General features: G+C 21.7%; 28 protein-coding genes and 5 tRNA genes. 17 read left to right on the plus strand and 16 right to left on the minus strand.

Annotation, left to right across the window (positions count from 1 at the left end):
* Together APCICUMA2628_RS01225 and greA are read right to left on the minus strand one after the other, a co-directional pair.
* Complete coding sequence (locus tag APCICUMA2628_RS01225) at positions 1-630, minus strand: RlmE family RNA methyltransferase (RefSeq protein ID WP_154027484.1); 630 nt, start codon at positions 628-630, stop codon at positions 1-3.
* Positions 631-929: 299 nt separating this feature from the next.
* Positions 930-1,409 carry a transcription elongation factor GreA gene (gene greA, locus APCICUMA2628_RS01230; protein ID WP_154027486.1) on the minus strand — a complete coding sequence of 160 codons (480 nt, stop codon included), beginning with the start codon at positions 1,407-1,409 and terminating at the stop codon, positions 930-932.
* 469 nt (positions 1,410-1,878) lie between these two features.
* Here greA and APCICUMA2628_RS01235 point away from each other — a divergent pair, with 469 nt between their 5' ends.
* The 4 genes from APCICUMA2628_RS01235 (at position 1,879) to cgtA (ending at position 4,223) form a co-directional block, all read left to right on the plus strand.
* Complete coding sequence (locus APCICUMA2628_RS01235; protein ID WP_154027488.1) at positions 1,879-2,127, plus strand: BolA/IbaG family iron-sulfur metabolism protein; 249 nt, start codon at positions 1,879-1,881, stop codon at positions 2,125-2,127.
* A 436-nt stretch (positions 2,128-2,563) separates the two neighbouring features.
* Positions 2,564-2,875 carry a 50S ribosomal protein L21 gene (gene rplU, locus APCICUMA2628_RS01240; protein WP_154027490.1) on the plus strand — a complete coding sequence of 104 codons (312 nt, stop codon included), beginning with the start codon at positions 2,564-2,566 and terminating at the stop codon, positions 2,873-2,875.
* A 25-nt stretch (positions 2,876-2,900) separates the two neighbouring features.
* Positions 2,901-3,158: a 50S ribosomal protein L27 gene (gene rpmA, locus APCICUMA2628_RS01245; RefSeq protein WP_154027492.1), complete on the plus strand. Its 258-nt coding sequence runs from the start codon at positions 2,901-2,903 to the stop codon at positions 3,156-3,158.
* A gap of 54 nt (positions 3,159-3,212) precedes the next feature.
* Positions 3,213-4,223 (plus strand): Obg family GTPase CgtA, encoded by a 1,011-nt coding sequence (cgtA, locus tag APCICUMA2628_RS01250; protein ID WP_154027494.1) that lies wholly within the window; start codon positions 3,213-3,215, stop codon positions 4,221-4,223.
* A 190-nt stretch (positions 4,224-4,413) separates the two neighbouring features.
* Here the strand turns inward: cgtA and rpsI are convergent, their stop codons facing one another.
* Entirely contained in the window at positions 4,414-4,806 is a 393-nt protein-coding gene (gene rpsI, locus APCICUMA2628_RS01255; protein ID WP_154027496.1) for a 30S ribosomal protein S9, read from the minus strand.
* Positions 4,807-4,833: 27 nt separating this feature from the next.
* Positions 4,834-5,262 (minus strand): 50S ribosomal protein L13, encoded by a 429-nt coding sequence (gene rplM, locus APCICUMA2628_RS01260; RefSeq protein ID WP_154027498.1) that lies wholly within the window; start codon positions 5,260-5,262, stop codon positions 4,834-4,836.
* Positions 5,263-5,345: 83 nt separating this feature from the next.
* Here rplM and APCICUMA2628_RS01265 point away from each other — a divergent pair, with 83 nt between their 5' ends.
* From APCICUMA2628_RS01265 to rplS, 5 genes are all read left to right on the plus strand, one after another.
* Positions 5,346-6,497: a prephenate dehydratase domain-containing protein gene (locus APCICUMA2628_RS01265; protein ID WP_154027500.1), complete on the plus strand. Its 1,152-nt coding sequence runs from the start codon at positions 5,346-5,348 to the stop codon at positions 6,495-6,497.
* Between the two features lie 83 nt (positions 6,498-6,580).
* Entirely contained in the window at positions 6,581-7,927 is a 1,347-nt protein-coding gene (locus tag APCICUMA2628_RS01270) for a signal recognition particle protein (protein ID WP_154027502.1), read from the plus strand.
* Positions 7,928-7,994: 67 nt separating this feature from the next.
* A complete protein-coding gene (rpsP, locus tag APCICUMA2628_RS01275; protein WP_154027504.1) occupies positions 7,995-8,252 on the plus strand; it encodes a 30S ribosomal protein S16 in 258 nt (85 codons plus the stop codon).
* Between the two features lie 28 nt (positions 8,253-8,280).
* A complete protein-coding gene (gene rimM, locus APCICUMA2628_RS01280; RefSeq protein WP_154027506.1) occupies positions 8,281-8,784 on the plus strand; it encodes a ribosome maturation factor RimM in 504 nt (167 codons plus the stop codon).
* Between the two features lie 664 nt (positions 8,785-9,448).
* Positions 9,449-9,796 (plus strand): 50S ribosomal protein L19, encoded by a 348-nt coding sequence (gene rplS / locus APCICUMA2628_RS01285; RefSeq protein ID WP_154027508.1) that lies wholly within the window; start codon positions 9,449-9,451, stop codon positions 9,794-9,796.
* 396 nt (positions 9,797-10,192) lie between these two features.
* On the opposite strand, the gene APCICUMA2628_RS01290 is transcribed toward rplS, so the two are convergent.
* From APCICUMA2628_RS01290 to APCICUMA2628_RS01300, 3 genes are read right to left on the minus strand one after another with little or no spacing between them, the layout of a single operon-like run.
* Entirely contained in the window at positions 10,193-10,750 is a 558-nt protein-coding gene (locus APCICUMA2628_RS01290) for a metallopeptidase TldD-related protein (protein WP_154027510.1), read from the minus strand.
* Between the two features lie 11 nt (positions 10,751-10,761).
* Positions 10,762-10,914 (minus strand): hypothetical protein, encoded by a 153-nt coding sequence (locus tag APCICUMA2628_RS01295; RefSeq protein ID WP_172598576.1) that lies wholly within the window; start codon positions 10,912-10,914, stop codon positions 10,762-10,764.
* Positions 10,915-10,957: 43 nt separating this feature from the next.
* Positions 10,958-11,176 (minus strand): hypothetical protein, encoded by a 219-nt coding sequence (locus APCICUMA2628_RS01300; RefSeq protein WP_154027512.1) that lies wholly within the window; start codon positions 11,174-11,176, stop codon positions 10,958-10,960.
* A 412-nt stretch (positions 11,177-11,588) separates the two neighbouring features.
* On the opposite strand from APCICUMA2628_RS01300, the gene aroQ reads away from it, so the two are divergent.
* Positions 11,589-12,053: a type II 3-dehydroquinate dehydratase gene (gene aroQ, locus APCICUMA2628_RS01305; protein ID WP_154027514.1), complete on the plus strand. Its 465-nt coding sequence runs from the start codon at positions 11,589-11,591 to the stop codon at positions 12,051-12,053.
* A gap of 18 nt (positions 12,054-12,071) precedes the next feature.
* On the opposite strand, the gene APCICUMA2628_RS01310 is transcribed toward aroQ, so the two are convergent.
* The 3 genes from APCICUMA2628_RS01310 to APCICUMA2628_RS02100 form a co-directional block, all read right to left on the minus strand.
* Complete coding sequence (locus tag APCICUMA2628_RS01310; protein WP_154027516.1) at positions 12,072-12,374, minus strand: helix-turn-helix domain-containing protein; 303 nt, start codon at positions 12,372-12,374, stop codon at positions 12,072-12,074.
* Positions 12,375-12,545: 171 nt separating this feature from the next.
* Positions 12,546-13,310 carry an RluA family pseudouridine synthase gene (locus APCICUMA2628_RS01315; protein WP_232036810.1) on the minus strand — a complete coding sequence of 255 codons (765 nt, stop codon included), beginning with the start codon at positions 13,308-13,310 and terminating at the stop codon, positions 12,546-12,548.
* A 14-nt stretch (positions 13,311-13,324) separates the two neighbouring features.
* Positions 13,325-13,501, minus strand: coding sequence for a S4 domain-containing protein (locus APCICUMA2628_RS02100; protein WP_232036811.1), 177 nt, complete (start codon positions 13,499-13,501; stop codon positions 13,325-13,327).
* Between the two features lie 247 nt (positions 13,502-13,748).
* Here APCICUMA2628_RS02100 and alaS point away from each other — a divergent pair, with 247 nt between their 5' ends.
* From alaS to APCICUMA2628_RS01335, 4 genes are all read left to right on the plus strand, one after another.
* Positions 13,749-16,394, plus strand: a complete 2,646-nt coding sequence (gene alaS / locus APCICUMA2628_RS01320; RefSeq protein ID WP_154027518.1) for an alanine--tRNA ligase — start codon at positions 13,749-13,751, stop codon at positions 16,392-16,394.
* A 133-nt stretch (positions 16,395-16,527) separates the two neighbouring features.
* Positions 16,528-16,713 carry a carbon storage regulator CsrA gene (csrA, locus tag APCICUMA2628_RS01325; protein ID WP_154027520.1) on the plus strand — a complete coding sequence of 62 codons (186 nt, stop codon included), beginning with the start codon at positions 16,528-16,530 and terminating at the stop codon, positions 16,711-16,713.
* Positions 16,714-16,933: 220 nt separating this feature from the next.
* Positions 16,934-17,020: transfer RNA gene (locus tag APCICUMA2628_RS01330), tRNA-Ser, on the plus strand.
* Between the two features lie 16 nt (positions 17,021-17,036).
* Positions 17,037-17,110, plus strand: a tRNA-Arg gene (locus APCICUMA2628_RS01335).
* Between the two features lie 855 nt (positions 17,111-17,965).
* Here the strand turns inward: APCICUMA2628_RS01335 and zapA are convergent.
* From zapA to APCICUMA2628_RS01360, 5 genes are all read right to left on the minus strand, one after another.
* Entirely contained in the window at positions 17,966-18,259 is a 294-nt protein-coding gene (zapA, locus tag APCICUMA2628_RS01340) for a cell division protein ZapA (protein ID WP_154027522.1), read from the minus strand.
* 68 nt (positions 18,260-18,327) lie between these two features.
* The gene (gene rpiA, locus APCICUMA2628_RS01345) at positions 18,328-18,981 is read right to left on the minus strand and encodes a ribose-5-phosphate isomerase RpiA (RefSeq protein WP_154027524.1); all 654 of its coding nucleotides are present in this window, start codon (positions 18,979-18,981) and stop codon (positions 18,328-18,330) included.
* Positions 18,982-19,097: 116 nt separating this feature from the next.
* Positions 19,098-19,169 (minus strand) — tRNA-Gln (locus APCICUMA2628_RS01350).
* A 47-nt stretch (positions 19,170-19,216) separates the two neighbouring features.
* Positions 19,217-19,298: transfer RNA gene (locus tag APCICUMA2628_RS01355), tRNA-Leu, on the minus strand.
* A 23-nt stretch (positions 19,299-19,321) separates the two neighbouring features.
* Positions 19,322-19,395: transfer RNA gene (locus APCICUMA2628_RS01360), tRNA-Met, on the minus strand.
* A 201-nt stretch (positions 19,396-19,596) separates the two neighbouring features.
* Between APCICUMA2628_RS01360 and APCICUMA2628_RS01365 the strand changes: the two genes are divergently transcribed.
* From APCICUMA2628_RS01365 to polA, 3 genes are all read left to right on the plus strand, one after another.
* On the plus strand, positions 19,597-21,258 hold the full coding sequence (locus APCICUMA2628_RS01365) for a glutamine--tRNA ligase/YqeY domain fusion protein (protein WP_154027526.1): 1,662 nt from the start codon (positions 19,597-19,599) through the stop codon (positions 21,256-21,258).
* A gap of 167 nt (positions 21,259-21,425) precedes the next feature.
* Entirely contained in the window at positions 21,426-22,733 is a 1,308-nt protein-coding gene (gene eno / locus APCICUMA2628_RS01370; protein ID WP_154027528.1) for a phosphopyruvate hydratase, read from the plus strand.
* A gap of 223 nt (positions 22,734-22,956) precedes the next feature.
* On the plus strand, positions 22,957-25,656 hold the full coding sequence (gene polA / locus APCICUMA2628_RS01375; RefSeq protein ID WP_154027530.1) for a DNA polymerase I: 2,700 nt from the start codon (positions 22,957-22,959) through the stop codon (positions 25,654-25,656).
* Here polA and yihA read toward each other — a convergent pair.
* On the minus strand, positions 25,639-26,250 hold the full coding sequence (yihA, locus tag APCICUMA2628_RS01380; protein WP_154027532.1) for a ribosome biogenesis GTP-binding protein YihA/YsxC: 612 nt from the start codon (positions 26,248-26,250) through the stop codon (positions 25,639-25,641). The two genes, polA and yihA, sit on opposite strands and share 18 nt — an antisense overlap.
* Positions 26,251-26,552: the final 302 nt, after the last annotated feature.

Here is a 26,552-nt window from a genome sequence, read left to right on the forward strand (position 1 = left end):
TTACATTTTAAATCTGCGAGCTATAATAAATACTTCCCGAGAATTAACACGTGAAGAGCGTGGTTTATAAATTTTTACTATATTAAATATATTAAAAATTTTTTGTATATATTCTTTAAAACCATGCCCTTGAAATAACTTCATAATTAAACACCCGCGCTTTGATAACACAGACATAGAAATTTTTAATACAATATTACTCAATTTAAACATATTAGCGTTATCCACAATAGAACAACCGCTAATATTCGGTGATATATCTGACATAACGACGTTCCAAGAATGCTCTTTAAGACAAAGAAACATTTTTTTTTGAATAAATATGTCAGTAATGTCTCCATTAAAAAATTTCACATTTTTTAATGGACGCATTGGTAAAATATCATATGCAAATATAATTCCTGACTTTCCTATTTGTCCGATAGCATATTCGGACCATCCGCCAGGATGAGATCCTAAATCTATAATTTTCATTCCAGTATAAAAAATTTTTTCTGATTCATTAATTTCTTTTAATTTAAACCATGCTCTAGATCTTAAATTTTTTCTATTTCTTTCTTTAACATAAGGATCGGAAAAATGTTTTTTGAGCCAATTTTTAGATTTATTTAATCTTTTTATGAAAATCATATTAATATATAATACCAAATATAATGAAATATAAAAATTATATTAAAAAATTTAAGCAAAATTTATAAAAAATAATTATTAATATTCTTATACTTAAATAATATTAACAATAAAAATATATAATATATCTCTGCACACATGTACTTATATATTGATATATCAATTTCATTAAGGTTTATTATACATAAAAAATATTTATTTTTTAATATACCTTAATATTTATTATATTCAATATATTAATATTCTACACAACTGTAGTATTAAATTTTATGTTGATAAACAAATAAAAATTTTTAGTATTAAATATACTCAATCTTTTTAATTAAATATTCTGTAGAACCTGAAGGAGTATTTACCATTACAATACTATTTTCTTTTTTTCCAATTAAAGCTCGTGACATTGGTGAATAAATAGAGATAGAACACTCTTTACAATTTGCTTCATCATCACCAACAATAGTGTATATAAAAATTTTATTTGTACACATTTGTAATATTATTACAGTAGATCCAAAGATAACGATACCTTTAAAAGATATTTTTGTAACATCAATCATTTCAGAACATAATAATTTACTTTCAATTTCGCAAATTTTATTTTCACAAAAACTCTGTTCTTCACGAGCCGCATGATATTCGGCATTTTCTTTTAAATCACCTAATTGTCGAGCATTAGAAATCGCTTCTACAATAAATGGTCGTGTATTATACTTTAATTTTTTTAATTCAGATTTTAATCGATTATAACCCCGTAATGTCATGGGAATTTTATTCAACAATCTTACTTCTCCTTTGATATTTTATATAAAAAATAAAATTAAACATATCTTATTAACATAGGATGTTTATCCTGGTCATATATGATATATATATCAAGAATATAAATTTTATTTTATATTTAAATACTAAATTAGTATATATATTATATAATATTAATTATATTATTATTTTAACAAATTAAATAACTATTAATTATTGTATAATTTTATTTTTATCAAAAATAATAAAATTTATTAAACATATAAATATATAAAAATATTTATATATTTTTTATTATTATGTTATAAAAATCAAACTATTTTTTATAGTATAGTTAATTTAAAAATATTTATACAAATAAATTAGTCTATATATAGTAGAAAACTAATATATTTATTAACAATACATATAGTTACTCACTATTGATGAATTATAATAATTTATATATAAATTTTATTATTAATTAATGTTTAAAGTTGAGTTGAAATTATGAATTTAGATAAAATCTGTGCTGTAATTAAAAAAAAATTAACATTAAAAAAAATATATATATCAAAATATGATAATAATATCACTATTACCGCAATAGGAAATTTTTTTATAGGTATGAATTCTCTAGAAAAACAAAAAAATATATATAAAATATTAATGCCGTATTTTATAAAAAAAGAAATTCATGCTATTAAGATACATACATATACGATATCTGAATGGAATCAAAAAAAATCTCATACTTAATAACGTATATATACATTAATAAAATACGATAATTATACTAAATAGTATCTCCAATCAATAAAAATTTAATAGTATAAAAAAAACTATGTTAGTTTTTAACTAAATCAAAAATTTATTTAATAAGAATCAATATTCTGCGTATATATGTATATCTTTAATTTTATTAAATAATAATATTTATTATTTTAATAATAAAAATTATTTATGTAATGTACATTACAAATAAAAATATATGTTACATAACATTAATATTATTAATATAAAGTGATATAATTATCATACATTATATAGATGTTATTAAGATAATAATACTACATATAAAATATGTTTTAAGTATTCAATACTTGATCAATGTTATTTTATTAACATATATTTTTTAAAAAATATATTATAATAACAATATTTTTTTACTTTTAAAATATATCGAGAAAAGATTATGTATGCAATACTGTTAGATCGCAATAAACAATATAAAGTAAAACTTGGTAACATTATTCGATTAGAAAAAATCAATGTAAATATTGGAGAAGTGATAATATTTAAAAAAATAATATTGTTATCAAATAATCAAGAAATATCTATTGGAACACCAATATTACCGAATATTTCTATAGAAGGATCTGTATATAAACATGGAAGATATAAAAAAATAAAAATTATAAAATATAATCGTCGTAAACATTATAAAAAAAATCAAGGACATAGACAATATTACACAGACGTTAAAATTAACAATATTAAATATTAATAAAAATATTACTTAAGGACATAAAATGGCTCATAAAAAAGCTGGTGGTTCTTCTAGAAATGGTAGAGATTCCCATTCAAAAAGACTAGGTGTTAAAAAATTTGGAGGAGAATATGTATATCCAGGAAATATTCTAATTAAACAAAGAGGGACAAAATTTCATCCAGGTTATAATGTAAAATGTGGCAAAGATCATACTTTATTTTCTATGGTTAAGGGATTAGTAAAATTTAAAAAAAGAGGTTTACTTAAAAAAACATATGTCAATGTTATAAAAAAATAAAAAATAATATAAAAATATTTAACATTAAAATATTTTATAAAAAAGAGATATAACATGAAATTTGTTGATTCAGCTACAATTCATGTATCTGCTGGAAATGGAGGACATGGATGCATCAGTTTTAGAAGAGAAAAATTTATACCGAAAGGAGGACCGGATGGTGGAGATGGAGGTGATGGTGGTAATATTTGGATAATATCTGATTTAAATATGAATTCATTAACAGATTACCGTATTAAAAAAACATTTTGTGCTGAACATGGACAAAATGGATCTCATGCTAATAGTTCAGGAAGAAAAGGAAAAGATATTTTTATCCGCGTACCAGTAGGTACTAGAATTATAAATATTGATACTAATAATATAATAGCCGATATAAAAAATCAAAACCAAAAACTTCTTATCGCTAAAGGTGGCTGGCATGGATTAGGAAACTCTCGATTCAAATCACCTACTAACCGGGCTCCACGAAAAAATACTCAAGGTTCACTCGGTGAACATAAAATTATCTTATTAGAGTTAATATTAATTGCAGATATTGGTACCTTAGGTCTCCCTAATTCTGGAAAATCTACATTAACTAGTTCATTATCTAATGCTAAAACAAAAATAGATTACTATCCATTTAGTACTTTATACCCGGTATTAGGTACAGTAAAAATAAATAAAAAAAAATTTGTTATTGCAGATATACCAGGAATAATAGAAGGTGCATCATCTGGAATCGGTTTAGGAATCAATTTTTTAAAACATTTATCTCGTTGTCGATTATTATTACATATTATTGACATAACAACAATTAAAAAAAAAAATATAAATAAAATTAGATTTATTATCTTAAAAGAACTAAAAAATTTTGATATATTTTTATTTAAAATACCTCGATGGTTAATTTTTAATAAAATTGATATTTTAACAAAAAAAAAAATTGTTAAAATTATGAAATATATAACAAAAAAAATTAACTGTAATCAAAAATATTATTTTATTTCAGCTAAAAAAAATATCGGAACAAAAAAATTGTCTACAGATATTATAAATTATTTATATAAAAAAAATATATAAAAAATTTTATAAAATTATAATGACTATAATGTTATTAATTAAACAAATATTTAATTATATAAATTTATTTAAAATAATTTTTTATTTGTATATCAAAATATTTAAAAGTTACAAACATAGTACAACAAAAATCATTTATATAAAGAAACCCGGATTAAAAATACCGGGATTTCTTTATCATTAATAAAAATTATCTTTTAGAAAACTGAGTTTTTTTTCTAGCTTTACGAAAACCGAATTTTTTACGTTCTACCTGTCTTGCATCACGTGTTACAAAACCTTCTTTTCGTAAAATATCTCGTAATGTACCGTCATAGTCAATTAACGCGCGTGTAATACCTTGTCTGATAGCTCCAGCTTGTCCAGATATTCCTCCACCTTTGACTGTAATATAAAAATCAAATACATCCAACATACTTACTAACTCAAGCGGTTGTTGAACTAACATACATGATGTATCTCTACCAAAATATTCTTTTAAAGCACGTTTATTAATAAAAATTTTTCCTTCTCCTTTCCGTAAAAAAACACGTGCAGAAGAACATTTACGCCGACCGGTGCCATAATTAATATACTTAGACATAATATCAATCCTCATGTTTCATACATATTAAATATTTAAAAAAACTGGTTTTTGTGCATTTAAGTTGTGTTCATTAAATGGAAACACTTTTAATTTTTTAAAAATAGATCGACCTAAAGAACCTTTAGGTAACATTCCTTTAACAGCTTTTTCAATAACTCTTTCAGGATGATGCGCTAACATATACTGTAAAGTATATTTTTTTATTCCGCCGACATATCCAGTATGATGATAATAAAATTTATTAAGAATTTTTTTACCTGTAACAATTATTTTTGATGCATTTATAACTATGATATAATCACCAGTATCAACATGAGGAGTATATTCAGGTTTATGTTTTCCTCGTAATCGTAAAGATATTTCAGTTGCAAAACGACCCAATATTTTATTCGTGCCATCAACGTAATACCAGGATTTTACAACATTATTAACGTTAGCTGAAAAACTTTTCATAATACATTTACCTAATAGATATTAAATATATATCAAATATATATTTGATTTTAAAAATTAAAAAATAAATTGGAATTCAAAAAATGTATAAAACAAAAATATTAGAGTTCTTACGTAAAAAAATTGATTGCATTGATTATGAAATAATTAAATTATTATCATCTCGAGAATCTTTATCAAAAGATATATTAAAAAATAAAATATATAACCAATTTAATATACGAGATAAAAATCGTGAAATAGAACTATTTAATAATTTACATCAATTTAGTAAAAAAAATAATATTAATCCAGAATTTATAAAAAAAATATTTAAAATAATTGTTAAAAATTCTGTTATTATTCAAAAAAAATATAAGAATAAAATATTAGATAATAAAAAAAAATATTTATGTGCCTACTTAGGACCTATCGGATCCTATTCATATGCTGCTTTTAATTATATCTCTAAAAATAATAAAAAATTTTTAATATCAGATGAACATTATAATTTTAATTCTATAATAAAATCTCTTAATAAAAATAATTGTAATTTAGCACTACTACCAATTGAAAATAGAATATCAGGAATTATTCCTGAAGTATATAAAATACTGAAAAAATATAAAAATATATATATCATTAAAGAATGTTATTTAAAAATACAACACCATTTATTTACCCCTAAAAATTGTTTTTTTTATAAAATTAATCAAGTATATAGCCATATACAACCGTTTAAACAATGTAGTATTTTTCTAAAAAAGTTTCCAGAATGGAATAAGAAATATTTTAACAGCACGTCTGCAGGAATGAAACAACTTGCTATAGAAAACCAAAAAACATCAGCTGCAATTGGAAATTCAATAGCCGGTTCATATTATAACCTAAAAAAAATCGCTAGTAATATATCTAATATAGATAATAATATAACTAGATTTATAGTAATTTCAAAAAAAAAAAAAATAAATCAAAAATATCCTACCAAAATAACTATGATTATAAAAATAATTAACTATAAAATAAATAAAAATAACATATTAACAATGTTAAAAAAAAGAAAAATTAAAATTTTAAATATAATTGAAACTAATAAAAATATTAATAAAATAGAAAAAACATATTTACTGGAAATAAAAGCATACATAGAATCTGAAATAATACAAAATATATTATCTAATATACAAAAATATACTAAGTATATCAAAATATTAGGATGTTATCCTATCGAAGATAATATAATAAAAATATATTAAATAGTATAAATATTTCTTTAAAAAAATGAACACATTATTTTAATGTAAATGTTTCAAATACAACAGGATATTAATTATTAATTATGTTTAATACATTAGCAAAAAAAATAACTGATATTTTTGAAAAAATCTCACATCACGGTTATTTAAAAGAAAAAAAAATAAAAGAAACAATGCAAAAAATAAAATTAGCGCTATTAAATGCAGACGTTTCATTAACAGTTGTACAGTTATTTTTAAAAAAAATAAAATCTAAAATATCAGAAACGCATATAAATAAAAATTTTAGTCCAAGTCAAAATTTAATAAAAATTGTATTACGAGAATTAATTTTAATGATGGGCGATAACTGTTATTCATTTAAATTTTTATTAAATCAATTAACGATTTGTACTGTTATCGGGCAACCAGGTTCAGGTAAAACTACTAGTGTAGCTAAACTAGCTTATTTATTATCTAAACAATATAAAAAAAAAATACTTGTTGTATCTATTGACATATATAGACCAGCAGCTATTTTACAGTTAAAACGATTAATACAAAAAACTAAAGCAAATTTTTTTCAATCTAATTGTGACCAAAAAACTATTCAAATAATAAAATTAGCAATAAAAGAAGCAAAAAAAAAAAAATATGATTTATTATTAATAGATACTGCAGGTAGTATACACAATGATCTTGGTAAAATGCAGGAATTAAAAAAAATACAAGATTACATTCAACCACAAGAAACATTATTTGTTATAGATGCTATGACCGGACAAGATTCTATTCATATTATTAATGAATTTAATAAAATATTTAAATTATCAGGAGTAATTTTAACAAAGTTAGATAGTGATACACGAGGGGGAGTAGCATTATCAGTACGTAATTTAACAAAAATACCTATAAAATATGTTGGAACAGGAGAAAAAATTTATGACTTACAAATCTTTCATCCTGAAAGAATTGCTAAAAGAATTTTAGGAATGGGAGATATGTTATCGTTAATGGATGATATTCAAAACAAAATAAAAAAAAAAGAATTAAAGCTATTGCGAAATACAAATAATAAAGGAGATAAATTTAATTTAAATGATTTTATATTACAAATTAAACAAATCAAAAAAATAGGAGGAATCAATTCATTATTAAATAAATTACCTATAAATATGTTCGCAAATAATCCTCTTTTAGAAAATATTGATGAAAAATCTTTTATAAAAATTGAAGCAATGATTAGTTCAATGACAGAAAAAGAAAAAAATACTCCTTCCATAATAAAATATTCAAGAAAAAAAAGAATATCAATAGGATCAGGAATTTCTATACAAGAAATTAATGTTTATTTAAAAAAATTTGATAATATGAAAAAAATTATGAAAAATATCAAAAATAATAAAAAAAATAAAATATTTGAAAAAATTAAAAATTATCTGATAAAATAATATATAGAGTAATTTTAATATTTTAAAAATATTTAATAAAAATTATTAATATAAAAGAGAGAATATAATGATAAAAATTAGACTAGCTCGACATGGATCTAAAAAAAAACCATTTTATCAAATTGTAGTATCTGATATAAGATCAGCTAGAAATGGAAAATTTATTGAACGTATTGGATATTTTAATCCATTCGCTAAAGATAATGAAAAAAAAATAAACTTGTCAAGTACAAGAGCACATTATTGGTTAAAAAATGGAGCAAAACAATCAGATAGATTTTTGAAACTATTTATACAATTTAAAAAAAATAATTCTAGTTCATAAATAATATTAATATTTATGGTTATAAATTATGATTATAATAGGAAAAATAGGACATCCGTATGGAATTTTAGGATGGATACACGTAATTTCATTTACAGAAATAAAAAAAAATATATTTAATTATTTTCCTTGGATCTTGGAAAGATCATGTCTTAAAATACATAAAAAGGATATACTCATCTATCGTAAATATATGGATCATTTTTTAATAAAATTAAACTATATAAATAATAGAAATCAAGCATATGAATTTTCTAAAAGAAATATTTCCATCCAATTACAGAAATTACCTATATTAAAAAATCAAGAATATTATTGGTATCATATTTTATATTGTACTGTTTTTAATCTTAAAAATGAAAAATTAGGTTTAGTAACAAACATATTAGAAAATAAAATTTATAATACACTAAAAATTTTTAATTCTAAAAAAAATAAAAATATCTATATTCCTTTCGTACAACCGGATATAATTAAAAAAATAGATATAGAAAAAAAAATTATTATAGTTGTTTATATTCCATATATATAATACATATTATTATTTTTGATGAAAATATGATTCAAGATCATTATTGAATATAATCAGTAAAACTGTTAATAATATATTCATACATAAAAATTATAGATTAAACCATTATAATAAAAATTATTAATATTGAGATATTATCTCTTATATTTATGCAATAAATATCATAAAAATAAATAATCAGCTAAATATACACAAGACAATATAAAAAATTAATTATATTAATATCTGTATAATAAAATTTAGATCATATCTAACATACACAAACCTTTTCTAATAATTTATTTATCTTTATAAATAAAAATTACAAATTATAATGATATGAAAAGGTATTTTTATATATTAAAATTAATATTTTGTAAATATTTATACATTATTGATAAGTATATCATACGAACTAAAATAAAAATGTAGCTATAAAATATAGAATATATAATTCATTAATGCTTCTTAAACTATTAATGATAGTTAATATAGACAATATTATTACTTGATTAATAAAAATTATATAATAACATTATTACAAAAATAATTAAATAATAAATTTAAAAAAAAACTCAGTAATATTATACTGAATGGTTAAATATTTTAAAAAATATATTTTAATAATATTAAACATTAAAAATAAAAAATATTATATATATTAATTACACGAGATATTAAAAATATGAATAATTATATTCATTCACTAGAAAATCAATATAAAAAAAAAAATATTCCACTATTTCGCTCAGGTGATTCTGTAGTCGTAAAAATATGGATATTAGAAGGAACTAAAAAACGTATACAATCTTTTGAAGGTGTTGTAATTGCGAGAAGAAATAGAAATTTAAACTCATCATTTACCGTACGTAAAATATCTAACGGAGAAGGAGTAGAAAGAACGTTTTTAATTCATTCTCCTAATATACACGAAATACAAATCATAAAAAAAGGATTAGTTAAAAAAGCAAAATTATATTATCTAAGATATCGTACTGGTAAATCAGCAAGAATTAAAGAACGTCTAAAATAAATAATTTTATTCTTATAAAAGATATAATCATTGGTAACAAAAAATAAATGATTATAATAATTAGATTTATCTATATTGATTATGCAGTCAGAATGTTATAACATTGACTGCACAATATATTATTAATATATTTTTAATATATTCTACTAATAGTTAATTTATCTATTTTAATTTTTGGTTGATCTATATTTACCGGAACAGTCTGTCCATTTTTTTTAACAACTACCTCAATCCACTAGCTATACACAAATTATCTCCCACTATCGATACAGACGTCATTACTTCTATATCCAATCTGATTAATGTAGCTCCTTTTAACGGATAAAGAACCTTACTATACTTAATAAGATAAGCTTCTGGTGTAGAAAAAACAAAATTTCCAGAAGTAATATCTACTTAACATCCGTTAAAATTTAAAGAATAGATACTATAACCTACGCTGTTAATAATATCCACATATCTATCAAAACCTGCTAATAAATACGTGTTTGTCATACGTGGCATAGGTAAACGAGCATAAGATTCTCGTCGACCATTTCCTATACTATTTTGATGTATTATATGTGCATTTAATTTATCTTGTAAAAAAAATTTTAAAATGCTGTTTTTAATTAAAACGTTACATTTACTAGATACTCCTTCATCATCAATGTTAACTGAGCTTCTATTACTATATAAAGTTTCATTGTCTACAATTGTACACAAATTAATAGCAATTCTTTTTTGGTTCATTTTATTAGCGAATATAGATGTTTTTTTACGAATAAAATCACCTTCTAAACCATGACCGATAGCTTCATGAAATAAAATACCAGGATATCCGGGATCCAATACAACCGGAAAAGAACCAACCGGAAATGTTTTAGCAGATAAACCAAATAATGCAATACGAACTACTTCTTTTGTCCAAAATTCTATTAATGTTTCCTTAATGTCTTTTTTTAAAAAAATCACTAATTTTTAATCTACCCACCACCATGAAAACCTTTTTCTTGTTTATTATTTTGTTTGACTAGTATTTCAATAGTTACATATATCAAAGATCGAATATCTCTAAATAAACTTGTACTATCAATAAATCCAATTACAATTTTTTCATGTTCACAAGTTAATGTCACATGAACACCAATAATACGATAATCTTGATTTATAGCTATATTATTAATTTAATATAAAATATAAATTTTTTTCAATATAATTATTTTTTATTAAATTAAACGGAGAATATACGTGTATAGTTTGTAAATATGATGTTTTTTTAATTATATTACCTGATATGTTAGGTACCATATAACACACTGTATCGATAGAACCGCTCAAACTATTTAATTTAGTAGCGTTTATATAAGAAAAACTAGTAGAAGTATTCCGTACACTCATACTCTAACTCTTTCATCAAAAAAAAATAAGTACCTTTCTTAATTTTCCAGTTCTCTAATATCCCTGTTTCTCGTTCTTTTAATTGGAGATAAATATCTCCAAAATCTACTTGATTCTCTAACATATTATTTAATAAAATAAAAACATTTTTTTATTAATAATGCATTTATTTAATAAAATCTCTATTATTATTAATGATCTCTTCATACAAATACAAATATAAGAATACTAAAATTATTAAATACTTATTTAAAAAAAAATATTTAATAAAATTAAATATAATATTTGTATATATAAAATATATAATAATAATTATTATTAATAATTACATAATAATTATATTAAATGTTAATATAATATTATTATAATAACTGTTATGTTTTACTAAAAATTCGTCTTAGCGAGGTGATAAATGAGTAATAAATTTCAAATTTTATTAATTAACGGACCTAACTTAAACTTATTAGGTACACGAGAACCCCTAACATATGGGACCAAGACATTACCTCAAATTGTTAAAAAAATAAAAAATACTGCACAACATTTAAATGTTAAACTATACGATTTTCAATCTAATGCAGAGCATGAAATAGTTAATAAAATTCAAGATAGCAAAACAAATCAGATACAATTTATTTTAATTAATCCAGGTGCATTTGCTCATACTAGCATATCTATTCGGGATTCATTACTAGCAGTTCAAATTCCTTTTTTTGAAATTCATATTTCAAATATTTTCTCTAGAGAAAACTTTCGTTCACATTCATGGATATCTGATATATCACAAGGTGTTATATCTGGATTCGGATCTGATGGATATATATGGGCATTACATACATCTGTGCGTATTTTATCAAAAAAAACTATAAAAATATAAAATATTAAATAATATTTATCAAATAAATTTTTTATTTTTATAATATAAATTTAATTTTTTTCTTAACGTTCCGCGATTAATACCTAAGATTAATGCAGCTTGTGTTTGATTACCTCTGGTATACTGCATAACGCTATCAAATAATGGTTTTTCAATTTCAGATAAAAACATATGATATAAATTATTTTCTGTTTTTTTAATAACTATTAAAAAATAATTTTTTAAAGCAATTTTAATATATTTAATTAAAGGAGTATAAAATACTTCTTTATTAATAATGTCGGATACAATAAACTGGCTAGGGATTTTTTGATTATTCATCATATAGTTACTTCGTTAATTTTATAGGATTTATTTTAAATAACACAATCTATTAAACATATTTTGATTTTAAATTATCATCTATTATTTTATAATATGTTAACAATATTATTTATACAATAAACATTGTATGTCGCTCAAAAATATTGAAATATCATATATTGATATATATCATTTCATATCTTCTGAATACAAAACATGTAATAAATGGATCATATCCATAGGAGGACTTACCGTCCAAGTTTGAAGTTTAAATGTTATAGGGTGTACAAACTGTAACATACTAGAATGTAAAGCAGGCCTATAAAATCGTATTAAAGTTTTATATTCTAATTTAGAATAAGATGTTACATTTGGTCTTATACCTCTAGAATACAAATGATCTCCAAGTACCGGATGAAAAATAGAAGAAAAGTGTACTCTAATTTGATGCATTCTTCCTGTTTCTATACGAATACGAACATGTGTGTAATTTCTAAAAATAGTAATTATTTTATAATAAGTAATAGCTTGTTTACCACCTATACCTATTGCCATCATGGTTCGATTATAAATATTTCTTCTAATAGGATAATTTATTATTCCGTCACATTCAATACGACCAATGACGATTGCATCATACTCTTTTATTACCTTACGTTGTTGAAACAAACGAATCATATAATGATACGCAAATATTGTTCTCGCTACTACTAATAATCCAGAAGTATTACGATCTAATCGATGAACAATACCCGCTCTAGGTAACATACGATTTTTTTTATAATGAAAAATTAAAGCATTCAATAATGTTCCTGAAGTATGGCCATAACCTAAATGAACTACTAAATTAGGTGGTTTGTTTAAAATTAGTATTGCAGAATCTTGGAAAATAATATCTAAGAATATATTCTCTTTTTTTATTTCAATAAACTGTAAATTTTTCTTTACATTCACTGAAATATAATCATTTAAAAAAATTTTTTTTTTGGAATAGTAATAATAGTGTTATTAACAGATACATATCCTAATAAAATCCATTTTTGTATACAAGAACGAGAAACTAAAGGAATATGTTGGACTAAAATTTTATCTAATCTAGACCGTTTTAATGTAGATAAAGAAACTATAAAATTTAATTTAATCATATTAAATAAACTTACACATTAATTTTTCATTTGTTAAGAGATTTATAAAAATATATTTATGTTAGTTTAACATAAAAATATACTAATATTATATATTTTATATTATATATAATATAAGTGTTTTTACTAAAATAAATTTTTATATATATTAATGTTACTTTTATATATATCTAATTCATAGATACACATTAGATTATGTATCAATTATATTATTTTTGTTCTACTCATGTTTTAGGCATCTCAATATATGAAAACTGATGAAATTCGTACTTTATTTTTAAAATTTTTCAAAGAAAAAAACCATAAAATTATTCCCAGTAGTTCTTTAATTCCAAAAAACGATGATACTTTATTATTTACAAATGCAGGAATGAATCAATTTAAAAATATATATTTAGGATATAAAAAAAATAATACATCATCTTTTACTAGTTCTCAATATTGCATTCGAACAGGAGGTAATCATAATGATTTAAAGAAAGTAGGTTATAAACCTTATCATCATACTCTATTTGAAATGTTAGGAAATTTTAGTTTCGGTGAATATTTTAAAGAAACTGCTATCACTTATGCTTGGGAGTTTTTGACAAATAAGAGATGGCTTAAAATACCTATAAAAAAAATTTGGGTTACATATTATTACCGAGATATTGAAACAAAAAAAATTTGGTTAAACATTATTAAAATTCAATCTGATCATTTAATTGCTGTATATGATAAAAATAATACAGAATATAATTCTGATAATTTTTGGAAAATGGGAGATTCAGGTCCATGCGGTCCGTGTACAGAAATTTTTTATGATCAACGCAAAAATTATAAAAAAATTGACATAATTAATAATTATCATGAATTTAAAAAATATTTTGTAGAAATTTGGAATTTAGTATTTATGCAATTTAATCAAATTACACCGAAAAAAATAGTTCAATTACCTACTCCATCAGTAGATACAGGTATGGGTTTAGAACGTATATCTGCGGTCTTACAAAATGTTTCTTCAAGTTATAAAACAAATAATTTTAAAGAATTGATGAAATCTATTAAAAATATCATTCCTACCAAACCACATAATAATATTGCATTAAAAATTATTACAGATCACGTCCGTACAGCTACTTGTCTAATTGCTGAAAATATAGTTCCGGGTAATGAAGGCAGAAGTTATGTTCTTAGAAAAATAATAAGACGTGCCTTAATTCATGGATATTTTATAGGTTTAAATAAACCATTTTTTTATAAATTATCTAAATTTATTATCAATAGTATGAAACAAATTAATTCTGATTTTGATATTTCTTCTAAAATATCTAATATAGAAAATATCTTATATTATGAAGAGAAACAATTTTATAACGTACTAAAAGTAGGTTTAAATAAACTACAAGATGAAATCAAAAATAAAAAAGATAACAAAATATGTACAAAAAAAATATTTTATTTATATGAAACATTTGGATTACCCGTTGAAATAACTCTAGATATTTTGAAAGAAAAAAAAATTCCAATTGATTTAAATCAAATAAACGAAACAATCAAGTTAAATAAAAATAAAAATATTAAAAATAATATAAAAAAAATAAAAAATAATTCATATTTCACATTAATTACAAAAAAAACTATTTTTCATGGATACAATACATATATTACGGAATCAAAAATTATTCAAATAATATACAATAATACAACTGTATCTCGTTTATTTAAAAAAAATAAAGGAATTTTAATATTAAATATCACACCATTTTATGGTGAATCAAGTGGACAAATAGGGGATATCGGAAAAATAATCAATAAAAATGGAACATTTATTGTTGAAAATACTCAAAAAAATGCAAATTTTATTGCACATATTGGATACATGAAAACCGGTACTTTTAATTTCAGTGATACAGTAACTGCCGAAATTAATACAAAAAAAAGAAATATTATTCAATCTAATCACACGGCAACTCATTTATTACATGCTGCATTAACAAAAATTTTAAAATCAGAAATAACACAAAAAGGATCTTATATTGATGATAAATATCTAAGATTTGATTTTATCTATAATAATGAAATTACTAAACAAGACATATGTAATTTAGATATTAAAATAAATAAAAAAATTCAAGAAAACATATCAATCAACACTACAATCACATCGTTTGAAGAAGCAAAAAAATATAAAGCTATATATTTATCTTCAAAAAAATATAATAAAACAGTTCGTATAATTTGCATTAATAATTTTTCTGTTGAATTATGTAACGGAACTCATCATAATACTACAGGTAAAATTGGATGTTTTAAAATCGTCTCATATAAAAATATTGGACGTTCAATAAAACGTATTACCGCAATAACCGGTTTGCACGTAATACACTATATCAATAAAAAAATAAAAACAGAAAATAAGATAAAAAATTTATTTATTAATAATCATCATAATCTTTATAAAGCAGTAAAAAAATCACTTAATGTTATTCAAGACCTAAAAAAAGAAAATCAACAATTAATAAAACAAAATATTTTACAAATTTCTAAAAATTTAATATCAACCGCATACGTTATTAATAACATATTTATTATTGCAACATCTTTATCTCATTTAAAACATACTATTCTTAGAAATATCTCTGATACTATTAAAAAAAAAATAACATCTGTAATTATAATATTAATTAATAAAAATAGTTCAATCATACAATTTCTTATTAGCGTTTCTAATAATATAACTAAATTTATTAACGCGTTAGATATTATGAATATTCTTTTTTCGATATTACCAGGTCAAGGTGGTGGTAAAAAAAATATTGTAGAAGGAAAATTAAATAATAATAGTAATATTATTAATAAAATTAAAATTATTGAACAAAAAATTATAGATAATATTAAAAAAAACATATAATATATAAATTATATTACATGACATTTTGTAAAAAATTTATAAAAAATATCAAAGATACATAAAATATATAAAATTATTTATTTACTTATTTTCAAACAGTAAAATACATATATTTATATAAGGAATCAACGGAATGCTCATTTTAACTCGTCGAATTGGCGAAACATTAATAATCGGCGATGAAATAACGATAACAATCTTAGGAATGAAAGGCAATCAAATTCGTGTAGGGGTCAATGCTCCTAAAAAAATACCTGTACATAGAGAAGAAATATATAAAAGAATACAATCAGATAAAAAACTCATACAAAAAAAATAAAAAATAAATATTTACTGTATTTTGTGAATATACAAAATACAGTATTAACGTTACTTTATATAAAAAAAATAACTAAATAATAATTTATTAATAAAAAATATTCATATTAACTGTAATATTAATACTTAAAAAATATTAGAGACAGGTTCTAATGTTTAGAATAAAAATTCTATTTGACTCTTTTTATAAAAATTAGTATTATATATTATATATAAAACTAGGTGAGATGGCCGAGTGGTTTAAGGCGCTCCCCTGCTAAAGGAGTATGTACTAATCTGCATCGAGGGTTCAAATCCCTCTCTCACCAAAATAATATTATTTATGCATCCGTAGCTTAGTTGGATAGAGCACTCGGCTACGAACCGAGAGGTTGAAGGTTCGAATCCTTCCGGATGCATAAATAATATTATTTCATAAAAAATATGTTCTTATATTCAATAAAATTTAAAAAAATATTTTTTACATAATTAAAAAAATAATTTAAGATCCTTATCTTGTATATATTCTGAAAATTTATTATTATTAACCAATAATAATTAATATAACTGAAATATTATTCAATAATAATTAATATAACTGAAATATTATTCAATAATAATGTTGAAGGTAATAATATTAAACACGGAAGATCTAATTTGTGTATTTAATAATACCAATAATATTTTTATATCTATAATATAGATATATAAATAAAAAAATATTTTTATGAAAATAATCAAAAAAAAGATGATACAGAATCATAATTAAAATAATCATTTAATAACAATAAATGTCTAAAATAAGGAAACATAAGATTATAAATTCAATAGAATTAAAAATTCTATTAATTATTTCGATAATAAAAATTAAAACAATTAATTATTAAAAAAATAATTACTTTTTCGATATTAGAAATCAGAAATAAATATTATTTTTACATTAAATACACCATCTACTATACATCAATGGTGTAATTCTATATCCATAAAATCTACTAAAATTATTATTTAAAATAAATACAAAAAATATGTGATATCTTTAATTGAAGTAAAACTATTTTTATACTAAATAGACTTGAACTAAAATTTAGTGTATATAATAAAAATTATACATAAAAAATTTTCTTAAATACATGATAAGTACCGAAAAATATTAAGAACAAAAACCGTTAGTATTGTTACTATCACAGTTTTAATAATACTTGTAAGAGATATATAATAATAATATTATTATCTTTTCTTAAAATAACAATAAAATATATAATTTTATAGATTTATTCTTGCTCTAAAGCTTTATCTATCATTTCATTTAATACTAACATTCTAGATTTTACATGTTTGATACAATGAACAGATTTTTGTTTTTCTAATTCTAATTCATAACAAACATTCAAAGCAGTAACAAAAATCAATTTTTCTATATTATATGTACCTGTTTGTTCTTTTAATTTTTCTAATCTTTGATTTAAAATATTAGCTGTATAATATAAATCTGAAGAATTCTCATCAGGACAATTCACGCGTATAAAACGTCCTAAAACTTCTATATCAATAGACTGTGATGACATGACTTATTCTCTATAAATAAATTTTTTTAATAAAAAATATTAATAAAATATCTAACTATATATAAACATTAAGATATTATTTTTACTCCATTCATATAACTAACTAATAATACATCAGCTTTCCTTTTACAAAACAATCCAACAGACACTATACCTGGGATATTATTAATTTTTTCCTCTAAACTAATAGTATTATTAGTATGTAAGTTATATATGTCAATAATATAATTACTGTTATCTGTAATAAAGTTTTTTCTATATTGCGGTATACCTCCTAACTTCGTAATTTCTCTAGATACACTCTGTAGTGCCATAGGTATAACTTCGATAGGAACGGGAAAATTATCAAATTTTGATACATATTTCGATTTATCAATTATACAGATAAATTTCTTGGCAACAGAAGCGATAATCTTTTCTCGAGTAAGAGCTCCTCCGCCACCTTTTATCATTTCCATAGAAAAATTTACTCTGTCAGCACTATCAATATAAATGTCTAACGAATCTAATGTATTAAGATCTATTATAGGAATATTAAAATATTTTAACCGCTTTTCTGAAGTATAAGAACTAGATACAACTCCTTTGACATGTTTGGAAATAGTTGATAATGCTTCAATAAAAAATTTTATTGTAGAACCTGATCCAATTCCAATAATTGAATTTTTTGGAACGTATTCTAATGCAGATCTTGCTACAGATTTCTTTAATTCATCTAACATATATTCTCCATAATATATTGAAATAATCAAATAATAATACAAATATATAATCTATATTATTTTTAATAAATCTTATATTAAGTAATAATATTAATTATGCTGATTTAGTATCATATCTGGGGTACCTGGATTCGAACCAGGGATGCCGGTATCAAAAACCGGTGCCGTAACCTCTTGGCTATACCCCAAAAATATCCTAAACTATTAAAATAGTTTAATTCATTAATATTAATTATACGGAAGGCGAGACTTGAACTCGCAAACTTTTCAGTGCCAGAACCTAAATCTGGTGCGTCTACCGTTTTCGCCACTTCCGCTAAATAAATAAATAATTTTATCATGGCTATAACGAGAATCGAACTCGTGACCTCAGCGTTATGAGTGCTGCGCTCTAACCGACTGAGCTACATAGCCGCATTATTTATTTCTAATAAAAGAATATATGATAATTCTACACAAATAAAATTTTTTTTACAATAAAAATTTATAAATAAACTATTTTTTTTATTATTTTAATAATAATTTATTTTTTTTTAAAAAACCGTGATTTTATAAAAAATTTTTAATAAAATATATTTATACTTTATATATAACTTTATCAAGGATATTTCAATTATGACACATATAAAAAATAATTTTATTAATAAAATAATAAAACATGCAATATTAAAAAATCCTAATTGTAAAATACGAACACGGTTTCCCCCAGAACCTAATGGATACTTACATATCGGACATGCAAAATCTATCTATTTAAATTTTAACATAGCTACTAAATATAACGGAATATGTCATCTTAGATTCGATGATACCAATCCTAAAAAAGAACACGTAAAATACATTAATGCAATTAAAAAAGATATAAAATGGTTAGGTTTTGATTGTTATAAAAATCCAAAATATACTTCAAATTATTTTCCGCAACTGTATCAATACGCTATTCAGTTAATTCAAAATAATTTAGCATATGTAGATGAATTAAATACACAAGAAATAAAAAATTATCGAGGATCATTAACAAAAAAAGGAACTAATAGTCCATTTAGAAATCGATCTATTAAAGAAAATTTAATTTTATTCGAAAAAATGAAAAATGGAATGTTTGCTCAAGGAGCGATGTGTTTACGAGCTAAAATAAATATGAAATCTCCATATATTATTTTACGTGATCCTGTTTTATACCGAATCATATATTCTGAACATCATCAAACAAAAAATGAATGGTGTATTTATCCTATGTATGATTTCGCTCATTGTATTGTAGATGCATTAGAAAAAATTACGCATTCTTTATGTACATTAGAATTTATGGATAATCGTCAACTATACATATGGATATTAAAAAAATTAAATTTTATTCAAAAACCTCCAAAACAATATGAATTTTCTAAATTAAATTTAGAATATACAATATTATCTAAAAGAAAAATACAAAAATTAATAGATTGTAAGTTAGTAGACGGTTGGGGGGATCCAAGATTACATACAATATCAGGTTTAAGAAATAAAGGGTATACAAAAAATTCTATTAAAATGTTTTGTCAAAAAATTGGTGTTACAAAACAACAAAATATGATAGAACTATCTCTATTAGAGTCTTGCATTAGAAAAGACTTAAATATGACTTCTCCTAGACGAATGGCTGTAATTAATCCTATCAAAATAATTATTACCAATATCGATAAAGATCACTTAGAATATCTCGACGCACCAAATCATCCTAATATAAAAGAAATGGGTACTAGAAAAATTATTTTTTCGAATGAAATATATATTGAAAGAGAAGATTTCTATGAACATGTAATTAAAAATTATAAAGGATTAGTTTTAGGAGAAAAAGTTCGATTAAAATATGCTTATACAATTCAAGCAAATAAGATTTTAAAAAATGCAAATAACGAAATATCATGCATTTTATGTACACTAGATTTATATAAAGAAAAAAAACTTCAACAACCAATAAAAAAATATAATATAATTCACTGGATATCTACAAAAAATTCTATTAAAGCTCAATTTCAATTATTTGATGTTTTATTCAAATCTAAAGATATTGATCAAGAAAAAGATATTATTGAAGCATATAATCCTAATTCATGTATAATTAAAATAGGATATGTTGAATCTATTACAGATCACGAACACGTCAAACATGCTTATCAATTTGAACGAATAGGATATTTTTTGAAAATAAATAAAAACAATCAATGTAATACTATATTTAACAGAATTGTTTCTTTAAAAAACAAATATAAAACTTTTATCAAATCTAACTAAATTAATATACTTGAATATTAATTTAATTGTTTATTTTTATAAAAATAAAAATAATATATATGCACATAAAAACATCAATTGTAAAATACAACCACATTTTTTATTTAAATAAAAATTAAACATAACTAAATTAATTTTTTATAAAATTTTTAAATAAAGGAAAAAAAATGTCAAAAATAAAAAAATTATTTGCTCGAGAAATATTAGATTCGCGCGGTTACCCTACAGTTGAAACCGAAGTTCATCTTACAAACGGTCATATTGGATTAGCTTCTGTGCCTTCAGGAGCATCTACAGGATCAAAAGAAGCATTAGAATTAAGAGATGGCGATAAAAATCGTTTTTTTGGAAAAGGAGTAAAAAAAGCAGTCAATTATATTAATAACGATATTTCTTATGCTTTAATTAACAAAATACCAGATAATCAAACAGAAATTGATCATCACATGATTAAATTAGATGGCACGGAAAATAAATCAAAATTTGGAGCTAATGCTATTTTATCTGTATCACTTGCAGTTGCAAAATCCGTTGCATCTGAAAAGAATATTCCATTCTATTCTTATATTTCTCAATTAAATAAATCTAGTAATAATTTTTCTATTCCTCTTCCTATGATTAATATCATTAATGGCGGCATGCATGCCAATAATAATATTGATATTCAAGAATTTATGATTCAGCCTATTGGAGCTATTAATATTCAACAAGCTATTCGAATGGGATCAGAAATTTTTCATACATTAGGAACCATTCTTCAAGAAAAAGGATATTCTACTTGCGTTGGGGACGAAGGAGGATATGCTCCTAATTTATCCTCTAATGAAGAAGTACTATCTATTATTAGTTTAGCTGTAGAAAAATCTAATTATAAATTAGGAACTGATATTACATTTGCAATAGATTGTGCAGCATCCGAACTATTTGATAAAAAGACAAAAACATATAAATTAATACATGAAAATAAAATATTTAATTCACAGGAATTTACACATTATTTAGAAAAACTTGCCTCAAAATATCCTATCTCTTCAATAGAAGACGGACAACATGAAAATGATTGGGATGGTTTTAAGTATCAAACACAAGTATTGGGTAAAAAAATTCAGTTAGTTGGTGATGATTTATTTGTTACAAACAAAAAAATTTTTCAACAAGGTATTGATAAAAAAATTGCTAATGCCATTTTAATAAAATTAAACCAAATAGGAACATTAACTGAAACATTAGAAACTATACAATTAGCTAAAAAAAATAAATATTCTGTCATAATATCCCATCGATCTGGAGAAACAGAAGATACTAGTATTGCAGATTTATCAGTTGGTACTTCGGCTGGGCAAATAAAAACTGGATCTATGTGTAGATCCGATAGAACAGCAAAATATAATAGATTAATTAGAATAGAAGAGTCTCTACATACCATAAATGTACCATTAAAAAATAACTTAAAACTATTCAATTCAAATAAATAAATTATAAATTACTTATTATGTACATAAAAATTATTTCTATATATCAATAGAAAGAAAATCTTCTATTGATAATTTTTATTAATTAATAAAAATTATATATAATAATAATATATATATTATCAATATATATAGTAAGGATACTATCAGTATCTAGTATCCTTACTATATACTGATATATAGTAAGTACATACATTGAATACTAAGCTGAATTAATTAGGAGATTATGAACAAAAAAAAAATCATATTAATTGACGGACATTACTGTTTATATCAAACATATTTTTCATTTTTAAAATTACAAAATAATCATGGAGATCCTACAGGAGTAATATACGGTTGTATTAAAATATTTAATAAATTAATTGAAATTTTTAATCCAAAAAAAATAATAATTATTTTTGATACTCCTACACAAAATTTTCGGCACAAATTATATACAAACTATAAAAAAAATAGATCACCAATGCCAAAAAATCTAAAAAAACAAATACAACCACTCCAAAAAATAATAAAAGCATTAGGCATACCTATCATTAGTATCAATAATATTGAAGCCGACGATATAATAGGTACATTATCCAAAAAATTTATAAAAAAAAATTACTATGTATCAATATATAGCGCTGATAAAGATTTAGTTCAATTAATCGATAAAAAAACTTCAATTATTCCTGGAAACTTTGAAAAAGAAATACTAAATAAATATAATATATACCAAAAATATGGAATATTACCAAAATCTATGGCAGATTTTTTAAGTTTAGTAGGAGATTCATCTGATAATATTCCCGGAGTACCTGGAATAGGTAAAAAAACTGCTACAGTTCTTTTAAAAAATTTTACTTCAATACATGAAATATACAAAAATATAGAAAAAATTAATAATCTACCTATTAGAAATATAAAAAATATTATAGAAAAATTAAAAAAAAATAAAAAAATGGCTTTTTTGTCATATAAATTAACTAAAATTAATAAAAATATACCAATAGATGACGTACTTATTAAAGATAAAAATTATGAACTAAATATACCGATATTATTAAAGAAATTTAAATATTATCAATTTAATCAATATATTCAAAATATATACAATAATCAATTTCCAATTATTAATATATATCATACAAAAAAAAAAAACATTAAGAATAATAATATTGAAATTATAGACAAACATATTCTATCAAAACTTATACAAAAAATTATACAAGCAAAGATATTTTCTATAGCACTATCCAGCTATACTATAGCGGGAAAAAATAATATTTTTTATCTATCTATTTCTATTAAAAATAATAAAACATGGTGGTATGTGTGTAACACTAAAAAAAATAATAAACAGAAAATTAGTAAAAAGATATTATTAATTAGCATGAAAGATATTTTAGAAAATGAAAAATATCTTAAAATAGGCACAAATTTAAAAAAAATATTTCATTTCTTAAAAAAATTTAATATTACAGTCAATGGTATGTATTTTGATACATCAATCGCATTTTATTATTATCAATTAAGCAATATGTATCAAGATTACAAAACATATATTATTACGATGTTTTCAAAAACTAATAAAAAATATAATTCAGAAAAATCACTTGATTGTATTATTCAAGAATCTTATATACCGTTACAAATATATTTAAGTACCGAAAAATACTTTACTGTTAAAAATAAAAAAAAAATATTTCATTCTATTGATATGCCTTTATTAACAGTATTATCAATAATGGAAAATAATGGAGTATTAGTAAAAAAAAAAATATTACAAAATCAAGAAAAAAGAACTATAAATACATTAAATAAATTAAAAAAAAAAATATATGATATAACTCAAGAACAATTCAATATTAATTCTTACAAACAATTACAAAATATTTTATTTAAAAAATATAATTTTCCTTATATTCAAAAAACAAAAACTGGTAGCATCTCAACCAATGAAACAGTTCTCATCAAATTATCTAAAATTCATTCATTACCTAAAATTATTTTACAGTATAGAATACTAAATAAATTAAATAATACTTATTTAAAAAAATTAATTCAATCAATAAATAAAAAAACAAATAAAATTCATACTACATATCATCAAACATCTACTTCAACAGGACGATTATCATCCAGAAATCCTAATTTACAAAATATCCCTATTAGAACTAAAATAGGAAGAAAAATTAGAATAGCATTTATCGTAAAAAAAAAATGGTTATTATTAACTGCAGACTACTCTCAAATTGAATTAAGAATTATGGCTCATTATTCAAGAGATATAAAAATGATCCAAGATTTATCCTATAAACAAGATATACATTCTAAAACGGCTGAACATATTTTTAAAATAAAACCTTGTCACGTAAAATATTATCACAGAAATATTGCTAAAATTATAAACTTTTCTGTCTTATATGGTATTAGTCCATTCGGACTATCTCAAAAATTAAATATTTCTATTATAGAAGCTAGTGAATATATACAAAGTTATTTTTTAACATATAAAAAAATAAAAAAATATATAAAATATATATATAATCTTGCAAAAAAAAACCAATATATAACCACTTTATTTGGAAGAAATATATATATACCAAATATTAATTCAACTAATAAAACATTAAAAAAACAAGCAAAGCGTTTTTGTATTAATTCAATTATACAAAATACTGCTTCTGATATCATCAAAACATCCATGATAAAATTACATACTATATTTCAAAAAAAATTTTATAATGATGCAAAAATAATTATGCAAATACACGACGAACTGATATTTGAAATAAAGGAAGAAAAAAAAAGCCAACTAATATATTTAATTAAAAATTATATGGAAAATAGTACAAAATTAATAGTTCCATTATATGTTTCACTTAAAACAGGAAAAAATTGGAAAGAAATAAAACCATACATATTAAATACATCTATATAATGAATACCATTTACATAATTGATTTTGTAGAAATAAAATATCTGGTTGTTTAAATTTAGAAAAACTACATATAATCACATTTTTATTGATATTGGATAATTGATTACGTACATATGATAATTGTACTATTAATTTTTGTTTAGAAACTTTATCACTTTTCGTCAATACCAATAAAATTGGAAATAATTTGGATTGTAATTTTTTTAAAATAATTAAATCAAATGGTTTAATAAAAAAACGAACATCTGACAATATGACCACACCATATAAAGATTTTCTATTAGTTAAATAATATAACAAACTTTTATAAAGTAACGTTTTAGTTATATGATCTATTTTAGAATATCCATATCCCGGAAAATCTAATATCCTAAAATCTGATACAACACTAAAAAAATTTATTGTTCTTGTTCTACCAGGTAATTTACTGACTCGCGCTAATTTTTTATTGTTAGTAATACAATTAAGCATACTGGATTTTCCAGAATTAGAATATCCTAAAAATGCTACTTCCATTCCAAAAAAATCTTCTAATTCAACAGTATTAACTATACTTTTTAAAAACATTGTTTTATTAAATAATAAACGACTCAAAATAAATATTTTCCTTATACATAGATAAAAAATAATTATGATAATTAATTTAAATATAATGATTTATATATAAAAAATATTGTAAAATATAAATACAATTATACACTAAAAATGTTAATATTCAGATAACATACGATGGGATATAAAATATATCTAGTATCACAATTTTTATAAAAATATTTCCTATATTTGATTTTTAATAAAATCGTATTTTATATATAAATTAAATAAATTATATTTAATTTATATAAAATAAATTAAAATAATATTTCATATTAATAAAAAATGTAATACATATTACA

Origin of the sequence: Buchnera aphidicola (Cinara cuneomaculata) (assembly GCF_900698865.1) — a bacterium.
In the GTDB taxonomy this organism is placed as follows: domain Bacteria; phylum Pseudomonadota; class Gammaproteobacteria; order Enterobacterales; family Enterobacteriaceae; genus Buchnera_F; species Buchnera_F aphidicola_AA.

Excerpts from the sequence above, each read along its gene's own strand:
- aroQ (WP_154027514.1), top strand. The coding sequence starts at position 11,589 with ATGAGTAATAAATTTCAAATTTTATTAATTAACGGACCTAACTTAAAC.
- cgtA (WP_154027494.1), top strand. The coding sequence starts at position 3,213 with ATGAAATTTGTTGATTCAGCTACAATTCATGTATCTGCTGGAAATGGA.
- rimM (WP_154027506.1), top strand. The coding sequence starts at position 8,281 with ATGATTATAATAGGAAAAATAGGACATCCGTATGGAATTTTAGGATGG.
- csrA (WP_154027520.1), top strand. The coding sequence starts at position 16,528 with ATGCTCATTTTAACTCGTCGAATTGGCGAAACATTAATAATCGGCGAT.
- alaS (WP_154027518.1), top strand. The coding sequence starts at position 13,749 with ATGAAAACTGATGAAATTCGTACTTTATTTTTAAAATTTTTCAAAGAA.
- rplS (WP_154027508.1), top strand. The coding sequence starts at position 9,449 with ATGAATAATTATATTCATTCACTAGAAAATCAATATAAAAAAAAAAAT.
- APCICUMA2628_RS01365 (WP_154027526.1), top strand. The coding sequence starts at position 19,597 with ATGACACATATAAAAAATAATTTTATTAATAAAATAATAAAACATGCA.
- APCICUMA2628_RS01225 (WP_154027484.1), bottom strand. The coding sequence starts at position 630 with ATGATTTTCATAAAAAGATTAAATAAATCTAAAAATTGGCTCAAAAAA.
- APCICUMA2628_RS01270 (WP_154027502.1), top strand. The coding sequence starts at position 6,581 with ATGTTTAATACATTAGCAAAAAAAATAACTGATATTTTTGAAAAAATC.
- APCICUMA2628_RS01235 (WP_154027488.1), top strand. The coding sequence starts at position 1,879 with ATGAATTTAGATAAAATCTGTGCTGTAATTAAAAAAAAATTAACATTA.
- rpsI (WP_154027496.1), bottom strand. The coding sequence starts at position 4,806 with ATGTCTAAGTATATTAATTATGGCACCGGTCGGCGTAAATGTTCTTCT.
- rplM (WP_154027498.1), bottom strand. The coding sequence starts at position 5,262 with ATGAAAAGTTTTTCAGCTAACGTTAATAATGTTGTAAAATCCTGGTAT.
- rpmA (WP_154027492.1), top strand. The coding sequence starts at position 2,901 with ATGGCTCATAAAAAAGCTGGTGGTTCTTCTAGAAATGGTAGAGATTCC.
- APCICUMA2628_RS02100 (WP_232036811.1), bottom strand. The coding sequence starts at position 13,501 with ATGATTAAATTAAATTTTATAGTTTCTTTATCTACATTAAAACGGTCT.
- rpiA (WP_154027524.1), bottom strand. The coding sequence starts at position 18,981 with ATGTTAGATGAATTAAAGAAATCTGTAGCAAGATCTGCATTAGAATAC.
- APCICUMA2628_RS01310 (WP_154027516.1), bottom strand. The coding sequence starts at position 12,374 with ATGAATAATCAAAAAATCCCTAGCCAGTTTATTGTATCCGACATTATT.
- eno (WP_154027528.1), top strand. The coding sequence starts at position 21,426 with ATGTCAAAAATAAAAAAATTATTTGCTCGAGAAATATTAGATTCGCGC.
- zapA (WP_154027522.1), bottom strand. The coding sequence starts at position 18,259 with ATGTCATCACAGTCTATTGATATAGAAGTTTTAGGACGTTTTATACGC.
- polA (WP_154027530.1), top strand. The coding sequence starts at position 22,957 with ATGAACAAAAAAAAAATCATATTAATTGACGGACATTACTGTTTATAT.
- rpsP (WP_154027504.1), top strand. The coding sequence starts at position 7,995 with ATGATAAAAATTAGACTAGCTCGACATGGATCTAAAAAAAAACCATTT.
- APCICUMA2628_RS01265 (WP_154027500.1), top strand. The coding sequence starts at position 5,346 with ATGTATAAAACAAAAATATTAGAGTTCTTACGTAAAAAAATTGATTGC.
- APCICUMA2628_RS01300 (WP_154027512.1), bottom strand. The coding sequence starts at position 11,176 with ATGAGTGTACGGAATACTTCTACTAGTTTTTCTTATATAAACGCTACT.
- rplU (WP_154027490.1), top strand. The coding sequence starts at position 2,564 with ATGTATGCAATACTGTTAGATCGCAATAAACAATATAAAGTAAAACTT.